Annotated in this window: 17 protein-coding genes; 13 read left to right on the top strand and 4 right to left on the bottom strand. The window is 69.1% G+C overall.

Annotation, left to right across the window (positions count from 1 at the left end):
* Positions 1 to 34: 34 nt before the first annotated feature.
* Positions 35 to 589 carry a TetR/AcrR family transcriptional regulator gene (locus ACLJQ7_RS26600; RefSeq protein ID WP_410650884.1) on the bottom strand — a complete coding sequence of 185 codons (555 nt, stop codon included), beginning with the start codon at positions 587 to 589 and terminating at the stop codon, positions 35 to 37.
* Between the two features lie 51 nt (positions 590 to 640).
* Here ACLJQ7_RS26600 and ACLJQ7_RS26595 point away from each other — a divergent pair, with 51 nt between their 5' ends.
* A complete protein-coding gene (locus tag ACLJQ7_RS26595; protein WP_410650883.1) occupies positions 641 to 1,186 on the top strand; it encodes a hypothetical protein in 546 nt (181 codons plus the stop codon).
* 295 nt (positions 1,187 to 1,481) lie between these two features.
* Here ACLJQ7_RS26595 and ACLJQ7_RS26590 read toward each other — a convergent pair whose 3' ends face one another.
* Positions 1,482 to 4,247 (bottom strand): FAD-binding and (Fe-S)-binding domain-containing protein, encoded by a 2,766-nt coding sequence (locus tag ACLJQ7_RS26590; RefSeq protein ID WP_410650882.1) that lies wholly within the window; start codon positions 4,245 to 4,247, stop codon positions 1,482 to 1,484.
* Between the two features lie 94 nt (positions 4,248 to 4,341).
* Between ACLJQ7_RS26590 and ACLJQ7_RS26585 the strand changes: the two genes are divergently transcribed.
* From ACLJQ7_RS26585 to ACLJQ7_RS26555, 7 genes are all read left to right on the top strand, one after another.
* Positions 4,342 to 5,517, top strand: coding sequence for a GAF domain-containing protein (locus tag ACLJQ7_RS26585; protein ID WP_410650881.1), 1,176 nt, complete (start codon positions 4,342 to 4,344; stop codon positions 5,515 to 5,517).
* Positions 5,472 to 6,128: a response regulator gene (locus ACLJQ7_RS26580; RefSeq protein WP_410650880.1), complete on the top strand. Its 657-nt coding sequence runs from the start codon at positions 5,472 to 5,474 to the stop codon at positions 6,126 to 6,128. Before ACLJQ7_RS26585 ends, ACLJQ7_RS26580 begins: the two co-directional genes overlap by 46 nt.
* Positions 6,129 to 6,296: 168 nt before the next feature.
* On the top strand, positions 6,297 to 7,106 hold the full coding sequence (locus tag ACLJQ7_RS26575) for an ABC transporter ATP-binding protein (protein ID WP_410650879.1): 810 nt from the start codon (positions 6,297 to 6,299) through the stop codon (positions 7,104 to 7,106).
* A complete protein-coding gene (locus tag ACLJQ7_RS26570) occupies positions 7,103 to 7,879 on the top strand; it encodes an ABC transporter ATP-binding protein (RefSeq protein WP_410650878.1) in 777 nt (258 codons plus the stop codon). The genes ACLJQ7_RS26575 and ACLJQ7_RS26570 overlap by 4 nt, the downstream gene beginning before the upstream one ends.
* On the top strand, positions 7,876 to 8,754 hold the full coding sequence (locus ACLJQ7_RS26565; RefSeq protein ID WP_410650877.1) for a branched-chain amino acid ABC transporter permease: 879 nt from the start codon (positions 7,876 to 7,878) through the stop codon (positions 8,752 to 8,754). Before ACLJQ7_RS26570 ends, ACLJQ7_RS26565 begins: the two co-directional genes overlap by 4 nt.
* Positions 8,747 to 9,904 (top strand): branched-chain amino acid ABC transporter permease, encoded by a 1,158-nt coding sequence (locus tag ACLJQ7_RS26560; protein WP_410650876.1) that lies wholly within the window; start codon positions 8,747 to 8,749, stop codon positions 9,902 to 9,904. The genes ACLJQ7_RS26565 and ACLJQ7_RS26560 overlap by 8 nt, the downstream gene beginning before the upstream one ends.
* A complete protein-coding gene (locus tag ACLJQ7_RS26555; protein ID WP_410650875.1) occupies positions 9,901 to 11,151 on the top strand; it encodes an ABC transporter substrate-binding protein in 1,251 nt (416 codons plus the stop codon). Before ACLJQ7_RS26560 ends, ACLJQ7_RS26555 begins: the two co-directional genes overlap by 4 nt.
* On the opposite strand, the gene ACLJQ7_RS26550 is transcribed toward ACLJQ7_RS26555, so the two are convergent.
* Positions 11,093 to 12,160: a Glu/Leu/Phe/Val dehydrogenase dimerization domain-containing protein gene (locus ACLJQ7_RS26550; protein WP_410650874.1), complete on the bottom strand. Its 1,068-nt coding sequence runs from the start codon at positions 12,158 to 12,160 to the stop codon at positions 11,093 to 11,095. The genes ACLJQ7_RS26555 and ACLJQ7_RS26550 overlap by 59 nt on opposite strands.
* 111 nt (positions 12,161 to 12,271) lie before the next feature.
* On the opposite strand from ACLJQ7_RS26550, the gene ACLJQ7_RS26545 reads away from it, so the two are divergent.
* The 3 genes from ACLJQ7_RS26545 to ACLJQ7_RS26535 all read left to right on the top strand — a co-directional run bounded on the left by ACLJQ7_RS26545 (position 12,272) and on the right by ACLJQ7_RS26535 (position 13,745).
* Positions 12,272 to 12,751 (top strand): Lrp/AsnC family transcriptional regulator, encoded by a 480-nt coding sequence (locus ACLJQ7_RS26545; RefSeq protein ID WP_410650873.1) that lies wholly within the window; start codon positions 12,272 to 12,274, stop codon positions 12,749 to 12,751.
* Between the two features lie 116 nt (positions 12,752 to 12,867).
* The gene (locus tag ACLJQ7_RS26540) at positions 12,868 to 13,137 is read left to right on the top strand and encodes a hypothetical protein (RefSeq protein ID WP_410650872.1); all 270 of its coding nucleotides are present in this window, start codon (positions 12,868 to 12,870) and stop codon (positions 13,135 to 13,137) included.
* Between the two features lie 41 nt (positions 13,138 to 13,178).
* Entirely contained in the window at positions 13,179 to 13,745 is a 567-nt protein-coding gene (locus ACLJQ7_RS26535; RefSeq protein WP_410650871.1) for a GNAT family N-acetyltransferase, read from the top strand.
* 64 nt (positions 13,746 to 13,809) lie between these two features.
* Here ACLJQ7_RS26535 and ACLJQ7_RS26530 read toward each other — a convergent pair whose 3' ends face one another.
* A complete protein-coding gene (locus tag ACLJQ7_RS26530) occupies positions 13,810 to 14,478 on the bottom strand; it encodes a YigZ family protein (protein WP_410650870.1) in 669 nt (222 codons plus the stop codon).
* Positions 14,479 to 15,029: 551 nt separating this feature from the next.
* Here ACLJQ7_RS26530 and gltB point away from each other — a divergent pair.
* Together gltB and ACLJQ7_RS26520 are read left to right on the top strand one after the other, a co-directional pair.
* Complete coding sequence (gltB, locus tag ACLJQ7_RS26525) at positions 15,030 to 19,568, top strand: glutamate synthase large subunit (protein ID WP_410650869.1); 4,539 nt, start codon at positions 15,030 to 15,032, stop codon at positions 19,566 to 19,568.
* Positions 19,561 to 21,012, top strand: a complete 1,452-nt coding sequence (locus ACLJQ7_RS26520; RefSeq protein WP_410650868.1) for a glutamate synthase subunit beta — start codon at positions 19,561 to 19,563, stop codon at positions 21,010 to 21,012. Before gltB ends, ACLJQ7_RS26520 begins: the two co-directional genes overlap by 8 nt.
* Positions 21,013 to 21,048: the final 36 nt, after the last annotated feature.

Genomic DNA, 21,048 nt, shown 5'->3' with positions numbered 1-21,048 from the left:
GCCGGTCACCCGCCCGAAGAGCCGAAGATCCTTATCACGGGGTGATAATGCCGCGCAGGAACTCGAGGTAGCCCTGCCGTTCCGTCGCGGGCAGGAGTGTTCCGCCGCTCGCCTGCTGCGCCTGGATCAAACCGATGAAGGCCGTGTACGCCAGCAAGCCCCGATGCCGGGCTTCGGTCTCCGGGCGGCCCATTTCCCGGAAGCACCGGACGATGAAATCGACGCGCCGCGCGGTGACGTCGGCGAGCAGCGGGCCGATCACCGGGTCGCCGGCGTGGGCGAGCAGCGCCAGCTCGGCCCGCTCGTCGTCCTTGCCCCCGAAGACGAGGGTGAAGAGTTCGCCCAGCCTTCGTTCGGGATCCGAGATCCCGTCCAGCAGCGTGATCAACGCCTCGGTGTCCTGCTCCGCCCATCGGCGCACGGCGGCTTCGACCAGCGCGCCGCGATTCGCGAAATGCCAGTAGAAGCTGCCTTTCGTGGTCCCGAGCTTCGCCGCGAGGGGCTCGACGGCGATCGCGGCGACCCCGCCGTCGCACAACGCTTCGAGCGCGGCGTCGGCCCAATCTTCCCGCGCGAGCTTCCGTTTCACGCCCCGTACGCTACCGTATGGAAAAACATACGGCACCGTACGGAGGCGGCCATGCCCTTCGGATCACCCGCGAACTGGGGCGCGACCCCGGAAGAACGCCGCCGCGCGCAGCCGGCGGACACTCTGCTCGACGGCCCGGTCGCCCGCTTCGACCGCGCGGTCACCGTGCGCGCGCCCGCCGCGCTCGCCTACCGCTGGCTTTGCCAGCTCTCGGTCGCGCCCTACAGCTACGACCTGCTCGACAACCTGGGACGCCGCAGCCCGGACAGCCTCACCCCCGGCGCCGACGAACTCGCTCCCGGCGACACGCTGATCGTGTTCGAGCTGTCCGAGGTCGACCGCGGGCACAGCCTCACCGGACGGACCTTCGCCAAGTCCGAGAAGCTGTTCGGGCCGGTGGCCGCCACGTACTCGGTCGAGCCGATCGACGAGCAGTCGTGCCGCATGCTGTGCCGCATCGTCGTCACGTCGAAGGGGTTCCGCGGTCGCCTCAAGGAGTTCGTGCTCGGCTGGGGCGACCTGGTCATGATGCGGAAACAGCTGCTGACGTTGAAGAAGTACGCCGAACGGGACGCGCGCCTCGGTTACGTCCGGTGAGCGGCAAGGAGGCCGATCGCTCTTCCGGAGGGTGTTGCGAAAGCCACTTTCACAACGTTGAAGGTTGCGAAAGTGGCTTTCGCAACACCTCCCACGCCACCCGCCACGAGACAGGCGAACACCGCGACACTCAAGGCAGCGCACACCCCGGTCACATCTCGTGAGCGGCAAGAAAGCCGACCGCTCTTCCAGACCGACGTTGCGAAAGCCACTTTCACAACGTTGAAGGTTGCGAAAGTGGCTTTCGCAACACCTCCCACGCCGTCCGCCACAGGCAGCGCGAACACCGCGGCGCTCAAGGCAGCGCGCGCCTCAACAGCTCGGCCAGATGCAGCGCCCGCCGTCCGTCCAGCTGCTCGATCTGCGTCCGGCAGCTGAAGCCGTCCGCGACCACTTCGGTGCCCTCGGCCGCGGCACGGATCGCGGGCAGCATGCGGTCTTCGGCGCAGGCGACGGAAACGTCGTAGTGTCCGCGTTCGAAGCCGAAGTTGCCCGCCAGTCCACAGCAGCCGGAGTCCATTGTGGAATTGTGGACACCGGCGGCGCGCATCGCGGCCTCGTCGGCGTCGAAGCCGAGCACGGCGTGCTGGTGACAGTGCACCTGGCTGAGCGCTTCGACATCCAGCGACCGGAATTCGAGCGGCGAGTCCTCGACGAGTTCAGCGAAGGTCCTGGTCCGTTCGGCGAGCAGTTCCGCCACCGGGTCGCCGGGTAGGAGCTCCGGGAGATCACTGCGGAACAGAGCGGTGCAGCTCGGCTCCAGCCCGGCCACCCGATATCCCGCACGCAGGTACGGCTCGAGCACGGAAAGCGTGCGGCGCAACACGTTCTTCGCCACATCCAGCTGTCCGGTGGACACCCACGTCAGGCCACAGCAGACGCCGCGATCGGGCAGCACGACGTCGTAGCCGGCGGCGGTGAGCACCTCGGCCGCGGCGTCGAGGACGTCCGGCGTGAGGTAGTTGTTGAAGGAGTCGGGCCACAGCACCACGGGCCGGGAGCCAGTCGCCCAGCGCTTCAGGTCGGCGCGACGTCGCGTGAACGGCGCCGCGGCGAACGTCGGCAGGTCCCGCTCGGGCGCGATCCCGCCGAACTTCTTCAGCAGCCCGGAGAACCGCCGCGACATCGTGTTCGCGAGCCGGGGCGCCAGCGACGCCGCGCGCAACCACAGCGGCAGCCAGCCCATCGAGTAGTGCGACGCCGGGCGCAGCCGTCCCTTGTGGTGCTGGTGCAGGAATTCCGCCTTGTACGTCGCCATGTCGACGTCGACCGGGCAATCGGACAGGCATCCCTTGCACGACAGACAGAGATCCAGCGCCTCGGCGACTTCTTCCGAGCGCCAGCCGTCGGTGATCAGTTCACCGTTCACCATTTCGGCAAGCAGATGCGCGCGTCCCCGCGTCGAGTGCTTCTCCTCGCGCGTGGCGCGGTAGCTCGGGCACATCACCCCCGCGCCGGTGGTGTTGCGGCATTTCCCGACGCCGACGCAGCGCCGCATCGCCTGCCCGAAGCTCCCCCTGTCTTCCGGGTACGCGAGCGCGGTGACGTCTTCGAGTTCCAGCGGCGCGCGCCGGACGCGGAGATCGGCGTCGACCGGCCTGGGATTCACCAGGATGCCCGGGTTCATCATGCCCGCCGGATCGAAGATTCCCTTGAACCGCGCGAAAAGCGCGAGGATTTCGGGGCTGTACATCCGGGTCAGCAGTTCCGAGCGGGCCTGCCCGTCGCCGTGTTCCCCGGACAGCGACCCGCCGTGCGCGGCGACCAGGTCCGCCGCTTCTTCGAGGAACGACCGGAACCCGGCGATCCCTTGCGCTGAAAGGAGATCGAAGTCCAGCCTCAGGTGCAGGCAGCCCTCGCCGTAGTGACCGTAGACGACGCTCTTGCGGCCGTGCTCGCGCATGAGCTGCTTGAATTCCCGCAGGTAGGCGCCCAAACGCGCGGGCGGGACGGCCGCGTCCTCCCAGCCGGGCCAGGCTTCCTCACCCCCGGCCAACCGCGTCGCGAGGCCGGCGCCCTCCTCCCGGATCCGCCACAGCCGCTTCTGCGCGACCACGTCGTCCAGCAGCGCGGATCCGGTCAACGCGCCGCGCAACCCGTCGATCAGCCCGCGCGCCTTGTCCGGATCGGCCATCTCGACGAACAGCCACGCGCCGCCCGGCGGGAGCCCGTCGGCTCGGCCCGGCTCCAGCAGCGCGACGAGGTCCGCGTCGACGCCCTCGACGGTCAGCGGCGACCACGGCAGGATCTCCGGGACGGCGTCGGCCGCGGCGATGTCGGACTCGAAGCCGAGCACCGCGAGCACCTTGCGTCGCGGCACCTCGGCGAGGGACACCGTCGCCTCCAGCACGGTGACGCAGGTGCCCTCACTGCCGACCAGCGCCTTGGCGACGTCGAAACCGTTCTCCGGCAACAGGTGCTCCAGTCCGTACCCGGACACCCGCCTGCTGAACGAGGACAGCTCGGTCCGCAGCAACGCCAGGTTGTCGTGGACGAGCGCGCGCAGTTCCGAGTAGACCCGGCCTTCGGTGCCGGGCTTGGCCGCCCGCGCGTCCACTTCGGACGGCGAGGTCGGCCCGACGGTGAGCCGGGTGCCGTCGTAGAGCAGGACGTCCAGCTCCCGGACGACGTCGACCGTGCGGCCCCAGGCCACCGAATGCGAGCCGCAGGCGTTGTTGCCGATCATCCCGCCGATCGTGCAGCGCGAATGCGTCGACGGATCGGGTCCGAACCGGAGGCCGTGGGGCGCGGCGAGCCGTTGGAGGTCGTCGAGGACGGTTCCCGGGGCGACCCTCGCCGTGCGCGCCACCGGATCGAGGCCGAGGACGCCGCCGAAATGGCGTGACGTGTCGATCACGACCCCCGGCCCGCACGAGTTGCCCGCGACGCTGGTGCCGCCGCCGCGGGCGATCACCGGCAGCCCGGCCTCCCGGCAGGCGGCGACGGCCGCGATCACCTCGTCGGCGCTCCGCGGCAGCACCACACCCTTCGGCACGTGCCGGTAGTTGGAGGCGTCGGTCGTATACAGCGCCAGTGTCGCGGCGTCGGCCAGGATCTCCACGGGTCCATTCAAGACAACCGCGGGCGGGAACGCATCGGCGAACCTCTCCGGACGGGTGTGTCGGAAACCACGTCCGATATGCGATCGTGAGCGCGTGACGGCGAGACGGCACGCCGCGGAAGACCTCGCCGCCGAGCACAGCGCGGTGCTCGGCGGGCTTCTTCGCGAGCGCGAAGAGCTGCTCGCCACCCTCGACCGGGTCGCGGCGCTCAACGGCACCGCGCGCCTGATCCGCGAGTCGATCGGCACGCATTCCGGCTTCGTGGCCGAGCTGACCGGGCCCGAACAGGCGGTGATCCGCTGGATGTCGGGCACGCGCACGGACGCGCTGCAGGACCTCGCCGTGCCCATCGGCCAGGGCATCGGCGGACGGGTGCTCGCGCTGGGCAAGCCGGTGAGGGTCAACGACTACGTCAACTCGCCGAGCATCACCCACCAGTTCGACGCGCAGGTGCGAGGTGAGGGCCTCGCCGCGATGATCGCCGTCCCGATCGTCAGCGGGACCGAGACGGTCGCCATCGCGTACGCCGCCATGCGCGAGCGGCGCGACTTCGGCGACGACGCGGTCCAGTCCCTCGAAGACATCGCCACCGAGGCAGGCCGGGCGCTGAAACTGGCGTCGGTCGCCGAAGCCGACCGTGAGACCGCGCTGTCCTCCGAGCGGCTCCGCATGCAGAGCGCGCTGCACGATTCGGTCGGCGCGCTGCTGTTCTCCATCGGCGTCCAGGTCCGGAACCTGCACGAGGACATCAGCGACAACCCGGCGCTCGAATCGCGGCTGCGGCGGCTGGAGGGTGACGTGTCGGCCGCGTCGAGGGCGCTGCGCGAGTCGCTGCTGGCGTTGTCGGAGTCGAGCCCGGAACGCGCGCTGCCGGTGGAGCTGGCCGAGCACTGCCGCTCGTTCCAGGCCCGCTGCGGCGTCCCGGCGCGGTTCGTCCAGCTCGCCCCGGTGCCTCGGCTGGACGCCGAACGCACCGGCCTGCTGGTGGCGGCCGTCCGGGAAGGCCTGCTCAACGTGGAGAAACACGCCGAAGCGCTGTCCGTCGTGGTCAGCCTGCTGCCCAGCGAGGACGGCGTGCAGGTGGTCGTCGCCGACGACGGGACCGGGCATCGCTCCGGAGATGAGGAACCCGAGCCGGGGACCGGGATGGGGCTGCGCGCGCTGGCCGAACGCGCCGCACGGCTCGGCGGCCGGGTCAGCCTGGTCCGCGACGAGGACGACGGGTGCACGCTGCGCGCCTGGGTGCCGGAACCGTGCCGTCGCCGGTGACGGTCCTCGTCGTGGACGACCATCCGGTGGTCCGCGACGGGGTGAGCCTGCTGCTGCGCTACGACCCGGCGATGACCGTGGTCGGCTCGGCCGAGACCGGCCGGTCCGCGGTCCGGCGGGCGGGTGAGCTGAAACCGGCGCTGATCCTGCTGGACCTGCGGTTGCCGGACATGCTCGCGCCCGAGGTCATCGCCGAGCTCCGGCACGTGCACCCGGCCGGACGGATCGTGGTGTTCACCGCGCACGGCGACCATCAGGGCGTCCGGGCCGCGCTGGACTCCGGGGCGCACGGTTGCCTGCTCAAGGACGTCGCCGGAACGGATCTGGTGGCGGCGCTGCGGCAGGTGCTCAAGGGTGAGCGCGTCGTCGATCCGCGAATCTTCCCCGACGACGGCCAGCGGTCCGACGCGCTGGCCCGCAGCGGCCTGACGCGGCGCGAGTACGAGGTCCTGCGGTTGGCGGCGCAGGGACAGACGAATCCGGAGATCGCGGAATCGACCGGCCTGGCGCGGAACACGGTGAAGACCTACCTGCAGTCCGCCCTGCATAAACTCGGCGCCCGGAACCGCGTCGAGGCCATCGGCAAAGCGTCCGAGGCCGGCCTCCTCTAAGCCCGCGTTTCGTGGTTGCGCGCACAAGGACCGCATTCAGAGGACGAAATGCGCTGTGTCCGTTTTGTAGCCGTGTGGGTCTCCAGGTGGGGGTAACGCGGCGGAGGGTGCCCACGCAGGATGACCGCCACCGATCGTGACTCGGGTCACACGGATGGAGGAGGCGGCTTGCTGAGTGTCCGTGATCTTCAGGTGCGGTACGGCCGATCGGTGGCCGCACTGCACGGGGTCGACCTCGACGTTTCACCTGATGGAGTGCTGGCCGTCCTCGGCAGCAACGGTGCCGGGAAATCGACCCTGCTGCGTACGGTCTCCGGCACGCTGCGTATGCACCGCGGCGCGATTTCCGCCGGCGAAGTGCGCTACGACGGCAAACCACTGACCAAACTGGACCCGGCCCGCATCGTCGGTCTCGGCGTGGTCGGTGTCCCCGAGGGCCGCCAGGTCTTCGCGCGGATGACGGTCGAGGAGAACCTGCGCGCGGGCGGGATCGGCGCCCGCTCCCCCGAGCAGCGCGCCGCCGCCCGCAAACGCGTCGACGAGCTCTTCCCGGTCCTGTCCGAACGGGCCAGACAACGCGCGGGCCTGCTCTCCGGCGGCGAGCAGCAGATGCTCGCGATCGGCCGCGCGCTGATGTCCGGCCCGCGGCTCCTGCTGCTCGACGAACCCTCGCTCGGTCTCGCGCCGAAGATCGTCGAGCAGATCGGCGCCATCATCCGCGAGATCCACGAACAGGGCACCGCCGTGGTGCTGGTCGAGCAGAACGCCGTGATGGCGTTGCGCGTCGCCGATCACGCGATCGTCCTGGAGGTGGGCCGGGTCGCGCTCGCCGGGACGACGGCCGAACTCGCGGCGAGCGAAGAGGTCCAGCGGCTCTACCTCGGCGGCCACGCCGAATCGCAGGCCACCGCCGAGGCCGAAGCCGCCGACGCCCGCAAGCAGCTCGCGGGCCGGAGCCTGTCGAGGTGGGCCGGATGACGCCTCCCGAACTGCACGTCGAGAACGTGACCCTGCGCTTCGGCGGGATCAGGGCGCTCGACGACGTCTCCTTCACCGTCGATTCCGGATCGCTGCACGCGCTCATCGGGCCGAACGGCGCCGGCAAGTCCAGCTGTTTCAACGTGATCAGCGGGCTCTACCGCGCGAACACCGGCCGTGTCCGGCTCGGCGACGCCGTCCTTTCCGGACTTCCGCCGCACCGGCTGGCCGGCCTCGGCGTCGGCCGGTCGTTCCAGAACGCCGCCCTCTCCCCCGGCTCGACCGTGCTCGACAACGTCATGCTCGGACGGCACGCGCTGACCAAGGGCGGCTTCCTCGCCTGCGGGCTCCGGCTGCCGTGGACGGTCCGCGCCGAACGACGGCATTCCGCGCGGGTCAAGGAGATCTGCGACTTCCTCGGCATCGGCGCGCTGATGGATCTCCCGGTCGGCGCGCTGCCCTACGGCGCCGTGAAACGCGTCGACCTCGCCCGCGCGCTCGCCGTCGAACCGGTCCTGCTGCTGCTCGACGAACCCGCGGCGGGCATGAACGCCACCGAGACCGCCGAACTGGCCGGGACGATCCGCGACGTCCGTGACGAGCTCGGCATCTCGATCCTGCTGGTGGAACACGACATGGGGCTGGTGATGGGCATCGCGGACCGGGTCACCGTCCTGGACTTCGGCAGGCGTATCGCCGACGGCACACCGGCCGAGATCCAGTCGGATCCGGACGTGATCAGGGCATATCTCGGCACGGAGGCCACGGCGTGAACACTTTTCTGCAACTCGTGGTGAACGGACTCGGCAAGGGCGCGGTGTTCGCGTTGCTGGCGCTGGGTTTCGTGATCATCTTCAAGGCCACCGAAGTGGTCAACTTCGCGCACGGCTCGCTCGCGCTCTTCGGCGGCTACCTGGTCGTCGTGACCCGCGAATCGCTCGGCTGGGCGGGCGCCTCGCTGGTCGGCATCGTCTCGGCCGGTCTGCTCGCGCTGCTGCTGGAACGGTTCCTGTTGTCCCGCTCACGGCACGCGGACGCGAACAGCCTGGCGTTGCTGACGATCGGCGTGGACGTGATCATCACCGAGGAGATCGTGCGGCGCCTCGGTGTCACGCTGCCGTTCCTCGGCGACGCCTGGGACGCGCAGCCCTTCCGGATCGGCGGGATCACCCTGTTCCGCACGCATCTGGTGGCGCTGCTCGTCGCCGCCGTGCTGATCACCGCGTTCACGTTGGCGTTCAAGTACTCCAATTGGGGCGTCGCGATGCGAGCGCAGGCCGAGAACCGCGAAGCCGCCGCGCTGATGGGTATCCGCAGTTCCCGGGTGACGGCGACGGCGTGGGTGGTCGCCGGGGTGCTCGCCGGGGTGGCGGTGCTCTTCATCGCCACGCAGGACTTCTCCGGCGCGGGCCTGTCCCGCGGCACGCACTCCATCGCGCTCGCGGCGTTCCCCGCGGCCATCCTCGGCGGGCTGGACTCGACGGCGGGCGCGGTGGTGGGCGGCCTGGTCGTCGGGCTGGTCGAGGCGCTTTCCGCGCAGTACGTGTCGTTCGACTTCTCCAAGAGCGCGGTCTTCCTGGTGATGCTCGTGGTCCTGGTGGTACGGCCGTCGGGGTTGTTCGGGACGAGGGAGAGCACACGTGTCTGACACCGCCGTGAAAGCCCCACCCGCCGCCCCGCCGACGCCGCCCGCGAAACGCGATCGGGGACGGCTGCTCAAGGCGCTGGCCTGGATCGCGTTGCTGGTCGTCCTGCTCGCGATCCCCTTGTACCTCGACGCCGCCTGGCTGAAGGCCGGGCAGTACATGATGATCGGCGGGGTCGGCGCGATCGGGCTGACCATGCTGGTCGGGCAGGCCGGGCAGTTGTCCCTGGCGCACGCGTTCTTCCTGCTGGCGGGCGCGACCGGGTACACCGTCCTTTCCGGACCGGTCGACGACGAGCGCGTGTTCGGGCTCGGCCTCGATCCCGGTCTCTCACTGGTCGGCGCGGTGGTCGTCGCCGCGCTGCTCGGACTGGCGTTCGCGCCGGTTTCCGGACGGCTGCGCGGGATCTACCTCGGTGTCGCGTCGCTTTCGCTGGTGTTCCTCGGGCTCTATTTAGGACAGTCGGCCGAGACCCTGACCGGTGGTACGTCGACCGGCCGCAGCCCCGAGCCGTTCTCGCTGTTCGGTTTCCCGTTCACCAACGGCGGCCCCGAAATCGAACTGATGGGCGTGCCGATCCGGCAGGCGGAACGGCTGTGGTACCTGTTCCTGCTGCTGACCGTGCTCGCGTTCGTGGTCGCCAAGGCGGCGGTGCGCGGCCGGGTCGGCCGGTCGTGGCGCGCGGTGCGGGACAACGAGGCCGCCGCGTCCGTGATGGGCGTCAGCGTCACGCGCGCCAAGGCCGGCGCGTTCGCCGTCTCGTCGGCGTACGCGGGGCTGGCGGGTGCGATGACCGTGCTGTGGTTCGACATCCTCAAACCCGACGAGAGCGAATTCGGCACGTACGGCATCAACATCTCGATCGCCTTCCTGGCCATGGTGATCATCGGGGGACTCGGCTCGGTGCCCGGCGCGCTGGTGGGCGCGCTGATCGTCAACGGGCTGCCGCAGGTGCTTTCGCTGTACTCCGCCGATCTGGGCTGGTTCTCCGGAACCGGCGACGGCGCACTGACCCCGATCCTGGTCAGCTCGTTCGTCTACGGCGCCGCGATCATCCTCGTGGTGCTCTTCGAACCGGGTGGGCTCGCCGCGATCGGCCGCCGCATCACGTCAGCAAGGAAACCTCATCTCCCGGAGGAGCAACACAAATGAAGCGCACATATCCGGCCGTCGCGCTGGCGGCGGTCCTCGCCCTCTCGGCGTGCAGCACGAAGGCGGGCGACTCGGGGTCCTCGGGGGCGGACGGTTCGGGCGTCAAGACCGGCAAAGGAGTGACGGCGTCGGAGATCACCCTCGGCGTGATGACCGACAAGACCGGGGTGTTCAAGAACCTCGGGCTCGGCATCACGCAGGGGAACGAGTTGTGGGCCAAGGACTTCAACGCCGCGGGCGGGGCCTGCGGCCGTCAGGTCAAACTCGAGACCGTCGACCACGGCTACAAGGCGGACACGGCGAAGACGCTGTATCCGCAGATCGAACCGAAGGTCCTCGGCTTCGTGCAGTTGCTCGGCTCGCCCGTGGTGGCCGCGCTGAAGCAGAACATCGCGTCGGACAAGACCGTCGCCGCGCCCGCGTCATGGTCTTCGGAACTGCTCGACAACCAGTACGTGATGATCGTCGGGACGACGTACGACCTGGAGATCATCGACGGGCTGTCGTACTTCCAGGAACAGGGCCTGGTGAAGGACGGCGACACGATCGGGCATGTCTACATCGACGGCGAGTACGGCAAGAACGGCCTGCGCGGCTCGCAGTTCTACGCGAAGAAGCACAATCTGACGGTCAAGGAGGTCAAGGTGACCTCCACGGACAACGACCTCACCAACATCGTCACCGGGCTCAAGGGCGACGGTGTCAAGGCCATCGTCCTGACCACCACGCCGGCGCAGACCGGTTCGGCCCTCGCGGCGAACAAGGCGCTCGGGCTGAACGTCCCCGTGCTCGGCAACAACCCGGTGTTCGATCCCGTACTGCTGAAGAGCCCGGCGGCGAACGCGCTGGACAAGCTGACGATCGTCGCCAGCAGCGTGCCGTTCTCCGCCGACATCCCCAAGGCCAAGGACGTCGCGGCGAAGTACAAGGCGGCGTACAAGGAGACCCCGAACGGCGGGATCCCCTACGGCTACGCGGTCGGCGAGGTCTGGGGCACGGTGCTGAAGAAGGCCTGTGAGAACAAGGACCTGACCCGGGACGGCATCGCCGCGGCGCTGAAGCAGACGACGTCGGCGAGCACGGGTGACCTGGTCGCGGCACTGGACTTCTCCAAGGCGGGCACCCCGGCGACACGCCAGGTGTACGCGGCGACACCGGACGCGTCGGCCGAGGGCGGGGTCCGCTACGTCAAGCCGCTGTTCGAGGCTCCCGAGGCGAAGGAGTACGTGGCTCCGCACCAGAAGTGAGTCTCGCTTCGGCGAGTGCGTTCGCTTCGGCCAACGGCGTGGTGCCGTTGGCCGAAGCGGCGTCGAGGATCCTTCGCGTGGTCTCCTCCAGGGCTTCGACGCGGTCCAGCGCCTGTTCGTGGGTGAGATTTTGGGCTTCCCTGCCGAGCGTGTAGACGACTCCCCCGGCGCTCGCGACGAAATCGGGGATCCACAGGACTCCCCTGGCGGCGAGGTTCGCCGCCACTGTGTCGTCGGTGTCGTCGGTGAGCTGGTTGTTGGCCGGGCCGACCACGAGCGGCGTGTTGACCTCGGTTCCCGGCCCGAAAACGCCGCCGACCGCGGCCGGGATCAGGACGTCGGCCTCGATGCCGAGCACTTTGTCCGGTCGGACCAGGGGCAGGCCTTGTTCGCGGGCCGCCGCGAGGCGTCGTTCGTCCACATCGGACACGACGACCTCCGCCCCCTGCCCGGCCAATCCCGCGGCCAGCTGGGCGCCGACCGAGCCGTATCCGCTGATGACCACCTTGCGGCCGTGCATCTCGCCGTCACCGAAGACGGCCCGCGCGCCCGCGCGCAGGGCGGCGAGGACGCCGACGGCGGTCGGCCCGCTCGACGAACCGGTCCCGCCGTGCTCCTCGGGGAGGCAGAACACGTGCGGGGTCCGCTCGCGCAGCACGAGCATGTCCGCCGGGCCGGTTCCGACGTCCGGGCCGGCGAGATACGCACCGTCGAGTGACGCGATGAGGTCGGCGTGGTCGAGCAGGATCTCGCGCCGTTGCTCGGCGGTCGGCACGGCGTCGAGAGCGACGACACTCTTGCCGCCGCCGAAGTCCAGGCCCGCGACCGCGCATTTGCGCGTCATCGCCGCGGACAGCCGCAGAACGTCGTCGATGGCGTCGTGGATCCGCGGATAGACCTTGAACCGGCAGCCGCCGACGGCCGGGCCGAGCGTGCTCGAATGCACGGCGACCATCGTGGTCACTCCGGACCGCCGTCCTCTCCGGACGACCAACTCCTGTACGGACATCTCGCTTCCTCTCACGCATTTAGTCGGCTAATTGCGCTGAAGTTAGGCTGACGCGCAGGCTTTCGGGGACTACACCGAACGATATTCGGCAGACAGGGTGAAGGAGTGGACGTGGACGAACTTGATTCGGCGATCATCCGGGAACTCCAGGCGGATGCGCGGCAGTCGAACCGCGACATCGCCCGGAAGGTCGGCGTCGCGCCGTCGACCTGCCTGGAACGCACACGGCTGCTGCGGGAGCGCGGCGTCATCCGCGGGTATCACGCCGACATCGACCTGCGCAGCCTCAACCGCGGCGTCCAGGCGATGGTCTCGGCGCAGGTGCGGCCCTTGAGCCGGGAGGTGATCGACTCCTTCCAGCGTTCGGTCGCGGAATTGCCGGAAGTCCTTTCGGTCTTCGTCACCGCCGGCAGTGATGATTTCCTGATCCACGTCGCCGCGCAGGACGTCGATCAGCTCCACGCATTCCTGGTGGATCGATTGGCGAAGCGCAAGGAGATCATCGGTTTCCGCAGTTCGATCATTTTCCGGCATCTGCGCAAGACCGAACTGGAACCGCTTCCGCCGCGAATACCGGGTGAAACCCCTTAGTGGACGACTCGCCGCCCTTCAGTCCGCCCGAAATCCCGGACTTCGCATTCAAGGAGACGGAAACTGTCGGGGGTATGGGTTTGACTGTTCAGTGCGGGACGGAAAGGAGGCACGCCATGGACCTTCGGACGGACCTCAACCATCGTGAGCGGGCCACCCTCAGAGCCGTGGCCGAGGGCCACGCCGAGATCAGCTGCAGCCGCGAGCCGGACCTGTTCGTCGACGGCCTCGCCTGCTGCGACCAGCACACCGCGCATCGCCTCGCCCATCTGGGCCTGGTGGCGCCCGCCAGGGACGGCCGGTGGGGCGAACGCGTGCCCGCCCTGCTCACCGAGGCCGGAGCGGCGGCGCTGGACGAGTTCGCCGGCCCTGGGGCGGCCGCGTAAAACGGGTTGCCGAGCGGCCTCTCCGGCGCCACGCTTTGCCGATGCGTGCTTTCCTGGCGACCGAGCGGCTCCTGCTGCGACAGTTCACCGACGCCGACGTCGACCACCTGTTCGCGCTCTACGACGACCCGGAGGTCATGCGTTACCTCAATGGGGGCAAGCCCGCCGACCGCGCGGAGATCGAAACCCACGACCTTCCCGCCTTTCTCGGTTACTACGAGCGTTTCCCCGGTTACGGGTTCTGGGCGGCGATCGAGAAATCGAGCGGGGATTTCCTGGGCTGGTTCCATTTCCGCCCGTTGCGCGGTCATCACACCGACGATCCCGAGCTGGGCTACCGGCTGAACCGGTCTTCCTGGGGCAAGGGGTACGCGACCGAAGGTTCGCTGGCGATCCTGGAGAAGGGGTTCACCGAATTCGGGGCCCGGCGGATCTGGGCGGCGACGATGGCGGTGAACCTGGGGTCGCGGCGGGTCATGGAGAAGATCGGGATGCGGTACGTCCGGACCTTTCACGAGCACTTCGACAACCCGATCCCCGGCACGGAGGAGGGCGAGGTCGAGTACGCCATCACCCTGGAGGAGTGGCAGACCCGCTCCCACCCGTAACTCGCGTGATTGAAGGCGTAACTCACGTGATTGAAGGCTCTGATCACGTGAGTGACGCGTCTGGTCACGGGGTGGGCAGCCACGTCTCGCCGATTTCCTCGGCCAGGGCCTCCCCGCCGGTGAGGTCGGCGAGCCAGGCGTGGAACGCGGGACCCTGGTCCGGCGCGAGTCCGACGTCGAAGTGCGCGACGTCTTCGAAGCGGGTCGCGTGCAGGAGGTACGGCGACGAGCGGATGTCGTTCTCCAGCCGTCCGGCCCGGTCGTAGTCGACGACGACCTCCACGAGCCGCAGCCGCCGGTACTCCCGGACGCCGATGACGTCGACGGCCTCCGAGACGGCCTGCCCGTACGCGCGGATCAGGCCGCCGGCGCCGAGCAGCACCCCGCCGAAGTACCGGGTCACCACCGCGACGGTGTCGGTCAGCTCGCGGCGGCGGAGCACCTCGAGCATCGGGGTGCCCGCCGTGCCCGCGGGCTCGCCGTCGTCGCTGGAACGCTCGATTCGAGGCACTCTTTCCCGCCGAGAATCCGTGGGGCCGAGTCGCCCTTCGGCGCCCAACACGAACGCGTGACAGTGGTGCCGGGCCGAGGGTTCGGCCTTCCGGCGGCCCGCGATCAGCGAGCGGGCGGCGTCCTCCGAGGTGACCGGTGCGAGCGCGCAAAGGAAGCGCGACCGCCGGATTTCGATCTCGTGGACCCCGGTGCCCGCCACGGTGAGATAACGATCCGCCATCGGCCAAGCCTCTCAAACCGGGCGGGACGCTCTGCCGTTCGGGCGATTCGACGGTCACCCGCGGTCACCGCGACACCGGCGAACCCCACTCTCCTGCGCGACCCAGGTCACACTTCTGGCCTAGCAGGCCATGCAGAAGCGCAGGTCAGCGCACTGATGCTCCACTCAGTGGACGTCTCATTCCAGCCAGTGGGCAGATGACGGGTGAAGTCAACGCCCGCGTGGCATTTCCCACCCCGACCAAGCGACGTATGTCGATAACAGCGATTTCACACTATCGTCATAAGACCGGCGAACCCGGGAGTAACACGTGTACCCGTCAGCCGCCCACCACAGTGGCCAGACGGCATCCACGTGCACAGCAGTACCGATATGCGCATCGGCCGCCCAGTGCAGTGCGGCTCTACGAGGCCTGCCCCCGTTTCCGCGGGCGGGATCGTTCCCTCTCGACTGACCATCGCGGTCCCGGACCACTCCGTTAACTGGTTCACGCACGAACCACCCGAACGGAGTGGTACCGGTCGCGCCGACGCCTTGGGAGGCGGCCAGCCGTGACCCACCATGCCAGCAACAAGGGCAGCAAGGCCCCCGAAGGCCTGTACGACCCGGAGTTCGAGCACGACGCCTGCGGTGTCGCGTTCGTCGCCGATCTCTCCGGTAAACGCGATCACGGCATCGTCGCCAAAGCGCTGATCGCGCTGCGGAACCTGGAACATCGCGGGGCCCGCGGCGCCGACCCGGAGACCGGCGACGGCGCCGGGATCCTCATCCAGGTCCCCGACGAGTTCTATCGCGAGGTCGTCGGCTTCGCCCTTCCCGCGCCCGGCGCCTACGCCGTCGGCACGGCTTTCCTTCCGCAGGACGAAAACGCCCGCGGCCGGGCGATGACGACCATCGAACGCGTCGCCGCCGAAGAGGGCATGCGCGTCCTCGGCTGGCGCGACCTTCCCGTCCACACCGAACACGTCGGCACCGGCGCGGCCGAGACCATGCCGCATTTCAGCCAGCTGTTCCTGGCCGGGAACGACGCCCTGGAGGGCCTGGCGCTGGAACGCGCCGCCTTCGTCGTGCGCAAACGCGCCGAGCACGCGCTCGTCGAGGACGACGTCTATTTCCCCAGCCTGTCCTCCCGCACGATCGTCTACAAAGGAATGCTCACCGAGCCGCAGGTCGAGAAGTTCTTCGCCGACCTTACCGACGAGCGCGTCACCAGCGCCATCGGCCTGGTGCACTCCCGCTTCTCCACCAACACCTTCCCGTCGTGGCCGCTGGCGCACCCGTACCGGTACGTCGCCCACAACGGCGAGATCAACACCCTGCGCGGCAACCGGAACTGGATGGACGCGCGCGAGGCGCTGCTCGAATCCGACCTGATCCCCGGTGATCTCAAGCGGATCTATCCGATCATCACCCGCGGCGCGAGCGACTCGGCGTCCTTCGACGAGGTCCTGGAGTTGCTTCACCTCGGCGGACGGCCGCTGCCGCACGCCGTGCTGATGATGATCCCGGAGGCCTGGGAGAACCATCAGGAGATGGATCCCGCGCGCCGCGCGTTCTACGAGTTCCACTCGACGCTGATGGAGCCGTGGGACGGCCCCGCGCTGGTCTCCTTCACCGACGGCACCCAGATCGGCGCGGTGCTCGACCGCAACGGCCTGCGCCCCGCCCGGTACTGGGTGACCGAAGACGGCCTCGTCGTCCTCGCCAGTGAGGTCGGCGTGCTGGAGCTGGAGCAGTCGACGATCGTCCGGAAAGGACGGTTGGAGCCCGGCCGCATGTTCCTCGTGGACACGGCCGCCGGCCGGATCGTCGAGGACGAGGAGATCAAGAACGACCTCGCCACCGAGCACCCGTACGACGAATGGGTCGAGGACGGGCTGCTTCCGCTCGACGGGTTGCCCGAGCGTGAGCGCGAGATCCCGCCGCACGCGGCGCTCGTGCGCCGTCAGCAGGCTTTCGGCTACACCGAAGAGGAACTCGACGTCCTGCTCCAGCCGATGGCCCGCACCGGTGCGGAGCCGATCGGCTCGATGGGCAACGACTCCCCCATCGCGTCGCTGTCCAGCCGCCCGCGGCTGATCTTCGACTACTTCATCCAGCTCTTCGCGCAGGTGACCAACCCGCCGCTGGACGCGATCCGCGAGGAACTGGTCACCTCCCTGGGCACCCAGCTGGGCGCGGAGCCGAATCTCCTGGAGGCCGGCGCGAAGTCGTGCCGCCGGATCGTGCTGCCGTTCCCCGTGCTGGACAACGACGAGTTCGCGAAACTCGTGCACGTCAACGACGACGGCGACCTGCCGGAGTTCCAGGCGGTCACCGTGCACGGCACCTACGACGTCCACGGTGGCGGTGAGGCGCTTGTGCGGCGGCTCGACGAGATCCGGGCCGAGGTGTCCGCGGCCATCGCCGAGGGCGCGCGGCTGATCGTGCTGTCCGACCGCGGTATCGACGAGGACCACGCGGGGATCCCGTCGCTCCTGCTCACCGGCGCGGTGCACCACCACCTGGTGCGCGAGAAGACCCGCACGCAGGTCGGCCTCATCGTCGAGGCGGGCGACGCGCGCGAGGTGCACCACATCGCGCTGCTGATCGGCTACGGCGTCGCGGCGGTCAACCCGTATCTGGCGATGGCGACCGTCGAGGAGATGGCCGATCAGGGCCTGATCCCCGGCGTCACCGCGAAGCAGGCGACCGCGAACCTGATCAAGGCGCTGGGCAAGGGCGTCCGCAAGACGATGTCGAAGATGGGAGTGTCCACAGTGGCCTCCTACACCGGCGCGCAGATCTTCGAGGCGGTCGGTCTCGGCGACGAGGTCATCCAGAACTGCTTCACCGGCACCACTTCCCGGCTCGGCGGCGTCGGCTTCGACACGCTCGCGCTGGAGGTCGCCGAGCGGCACCGCCGGGCGTTCCCGCGTGACGGTTTCCGCGCGAACCACCGCGAGCTGGAGACCGGCTCGGACTACCAGTGGCGCCGCGAGGGCGAGCCGCATCTGTTCAACCCGCAGACGGTGTTCAAGCTGCAGCACTCCACCCGTGCCGGGAAGTACGAGGTCTTCAAGGAGTACACGAAGTCCGTCGACGACCAGGCGCAGAAGCTGTACACGCTGCGCGGGCTGTTCGACTTCAAGGTCGGGCAGCGGCCCGCCGTGCCGATCGAGGAGGTCGAACCGGTCTCCGAGATCGTCAAGCGGTTCGCCACCGGCGCGATCTCCTACGGCTCGATTTCGGCGGAGATGCACGAAACCCTTGCCATCGCGATGAACCGGCTCGGCGGCAAGTCGAACACCGGTGAGGGCGGCGAGGATCCGGAACGGCTCTACGACCCCGAACGCCGCAGCGCGGTCAAGCAGGTCGCGAGCGGCCGGTTCGGGGTCACGAGCGAATACCTGGTCAACGCCGACGACATCCAGATCAAGATGGCGCAGGGCGCGAAGCCCGGCGAGGGCGGCCAGCTGCCCGGCGCGAAGGTGTACCCGTGGATCGCGAAGACGCGGCACTCCACGGCGGGTGTCGGGCTGATTTCGCCGCCGCCGCACCACGACATCTACTCGATCGAAGATCTCGCCCAGCTGATCCACGACCTCAAGAACGCCAACCCGGCCGCGCGGATCCACGTGAAGCTCGTGTCCGAGGTCGGTGTCGGCACGGTCGCGGCCGGTGTGTCCAAGGCACACGCGGACGTCGTGCTCATCTCCGGGCACGACGGCGGCACGGGCGCTTCCCCGCTGTCGTCGATCAAGCACGCGGGCGGCCCGTGGGAACTCGGGCTCGCCGAGACGCAGCAGACGCTGCTGGCCAACCGGCTGCGCGACCGGATCGTCGTGCAGACCGACGGCCAGCTCAAGACCGGCCGTGACGTCGTCATCGCCGCGCTGCTCGGCGCCGAGGAGTTCGGTTTCGCGACCGCGCCGCTGGTGGTGTCCGGTTGCATCATGATGCGGGTGTGTCACCTCGACACCTGCCCGGTCGGCGTCGCGACGCAGAACCCCAAGCTGCGCGAGAAGTTCAGCGGCAAGGCCGAGTACGTCGTGAACTTCTTCGAGTTCATCGCCCAGGAGGTCCGGGAGTACCTGGCGGAGCTGGGTTTCCGGTCCATCGCCGAGGCCGTCGGCCACGCGGAGATGCTCGACAAGCGCAAGGCGATCGATCACTGGAAGGCCGCCGGGCTCGACCTTTCGCCGATCTTCCACGTGCCCGACATGGCCCCGGCCGGACTGCGGCACCAGCAGACGGTGCAGGACCACGGGCTGGAGAAGGCGCTCGACAACACGCTGATCCAGCTCGCCGAGGGCGCGCTGTCGTCCGGGGACAAGGTGCGGCTGGAACTGCCGGTCCGCAACGTGAACCGGACCGTCGGCACCATGCTCGGCCACGAGCTCACCAAGCGGTGGGGCGGCGAAGGACTGCCGGACAACACGATCGACGTCACCTTCACCGGGACCGCCGGTCAGTCGTTCGGCGCGTTCGTGCCCAAGGGCATCACGCTGCGGCTCTACGGCGACGGCAACGACTACGTCGGCAAGGGCCTCTCCGGTGGACGGCTCATCGTGCGGCCGCCCGAGGTGGCGCGGTACAACGCCGAAGAGCACATCATCGCGGGCAACGTGATCGGCTACGGCGCGACCAGCGGCGAGATCTTCATCCGCGGCAAGGTCGGCGAGCGGTTCTGCGTGCGCAACTCGGGCGCGCTGGCCGTCGTCGAAGGCGTCGGCGACCACGGCTGCGAGTACATGACCGGTGGCCGTGTCGTCGTGCTCGGCGGCGTCGGCCGCAACTTCGCGGCCGGTATGTCGGGCGGCGTCGCCTACGTGCTGGACCTGCCCGCGCACCGGATCAACCCGGAGATGGTCGACGTCGACCCGCTGGATTCGTCCGATGTGGACTTCCTGCGCGAGACGCTCGAAAAGCATTACGACGAAACGGAGTCCGCGGTCGCGCGTGCGCTGCTCGCCGACTGGGACGCCGCCGTCGACCGGTTCGGCAAGGTCATGCCGAAGGACTACAAGCGCGTGCTCGCGGCTCAGGCTGAAGCCGAGCGTGACGGGCGTGACGTGAACGAGGCGATCATGGAGGCCGCACATGGCTGACCCCAAGGGCTTTCTGACCACCACTCGCGAGACGCCCAAGAGCCGTCCCGTCGACCTGCGCCTGATGGACTGGCGCGAGGTGTACGAGGACTTCGCGACGTCGAAGTTGCAGAAGCAGGCCGGACGCTGCATGGACTGCGGCATCCCGTTCTGTCACCAGGGCTGCCCGCTCGGGAACCTCATTCCCGAGTGGAACACGCTGACCTGGCGTGACGATTGGCGCGACGCGGCCGAGCGGCTGCACGCGACCAACAATTTCCCGGAGTTCACCGGGACCCTCTGCCCGGCGCCGTGCGAGACGGCGTGTGTGCTCGGGATCAACGACGATCCCGTCACCATCAAGCGGGTCGAGATCTCGATCATCGACCGGGCCTTCGAAGAAGGCTGGGTCACGCCGGAAATGCCGGTCGTCAAGACCGGCAAGAAGGTGGCGGTGGTCGGGTCCGGCCCGTCGGGACTCGCCGCGGCGCAGCAGCTCACGCGCGCGGGCCACAGCGTCGTGGTCTTCGAGCGGGCCGACAAGATCGGCGGGCTGCTGCGCTACGGCATCCCCGAATTCAAGATGGAGAAGCACCGCCTCGACCGGCGCCTCGACCAGATGCGGGCCGAGGGCACGGAGTTCCGGACCTCGGTGAACGTCGGCGTCGACCTCACCGTCGAGGAACTCAAGTCCTCCTACGACGCGGTGGTCCTCGCCGGCGGGGCGACCGCGTGGCGCGATCTGCCGATCCCCGGCCGCGAGCACGCCGGTATCCACCAGGCGATGGAGTTCCTGCCACACGCCAACCGGGTCGCCGCCGGCGAGCTGGACGTCTCGCCGATCAGCGCCGAGGGCCTCGACGTCGTGGTCATCGGCGGCGGCGACACCGGCGCGGACTGCGTCGGGACCTCGCACCGCCAGGGCGCGAAGTCGGTGACGCAGCTGGAGATCATGCCGAAGCCGCCGCTTTCGCGGTCCGACGCGCATCCGTGGCCGACGTATCCGATGATCTACCGCGTCTCGTCCGCGCACGAAGAGGGCGGCGAGCGGCTGTACTCGGTCAACACCCAAAGTTTCGCCGCCGACGCCGACGGGCGCGTGCGCGCGCTGAAGCTGGTCGAGGTGCGCAACGAGGGCGGCAAGTTCGTCCCGGTTCCCGGATCGGAACGCGAACTGCCCGCGCAGCTGGTGCTGCTCGCCATGGGCTTCGTCGGCCCGGAGCGGGAAGGCCTGCTGGAGTCGCTCGACGTCGAACTGGACCAGCGCGGCAACGTCGCCCGCGACAAATCCTTCAAGACCAGCGTCGACAACGTGTTCGTGGCGGGCGACATGGGCCGCGGCCAGTCGCTCATCGTGTGGGCGATCGCCGAAGGCCGCTCCGCCGCGGCCGGGGTGGACGCGTTCCTCACCGGGCGGGACGTGCTGCCCGCCCCGATCGCGCCGACCGACCGGCCCCTCACCTAGGCGACTTCCTGAAGTACATGAAGGCCCCCTTCCTTG

This window comes from Amycolatopsis sp. cmx-4-54 (assembly GCF_046548895.1).
Classification (GTDB): Bacteria; Actinomycetota; Actinomycetes; order Mycobacteriales; family Pseudonocardiaceae; genus Amycolatopsis.
This window is presented reverse-complemented; position numbering and strand designations above follow the sequence as displayed.

Bases quoted from the DNA above. Each gene is read 5' to 3' on its own strand.
- ACLJQ7_RS26595 (WP_410650883.1), top strand. From the start codon at position 641: ATGCCCTTCGGATCACCCGCGAACTGGGGCGCGACCCCGGAAGAACGC.
- ACLJQ7_RS26535 (WP_410650871.1), top strand. From the start codon at position 13,179: ATGCGTGCTTTCCTGGCGACCGAGCGGCTCCTGCTGCGACAGTTCACC.
- ACLJQ7_RS26540 (WP_410650872.1), top strand. From the start codon at position 12,868: ATGGACCTTCGGACGGACCTCAACCATCGTGAGCGGGCCACCCTCAGA.
- ACLJQ7_RS26550 (WP_410650874.1), bottom strand. From the start codon at position 12,160: ATGTCCGTACAGGAGTTGGTCGTCCGGAGAGGACGGCGGTCCGGAGTG.
- ACLJQ7_RS26570 (WP_410650878.1), top strand. From the start codon at position 7,103: ATGACGCCTCCCGAACTGCACGTCGAGAACGTGACCCTGCGCTTCGGC.
- ACLJQ7_RS26520 (WP_410650868.1), top strand. From the start codon at position 19,561: ATGGCTGACCCCAAGGGCTTTCTGACCACCACTCGCGAGACGCCCAAG.
- ACLJQ7_RS26530 (WP_410650870.1), bottom strand. From the start codon at position 14,478: ATGGCGGATCGTTATCTCACCGTGGCGGGCACCGGGGTCCACGAGATC.
- ACLJQ7_RS26555 (WP_410650875.1), top strand. From the start codon at position 9,901: ATGAAGCGCACATATCCGGCCGTCGCGCTGGCGGCGGTCCTCGCCCTC.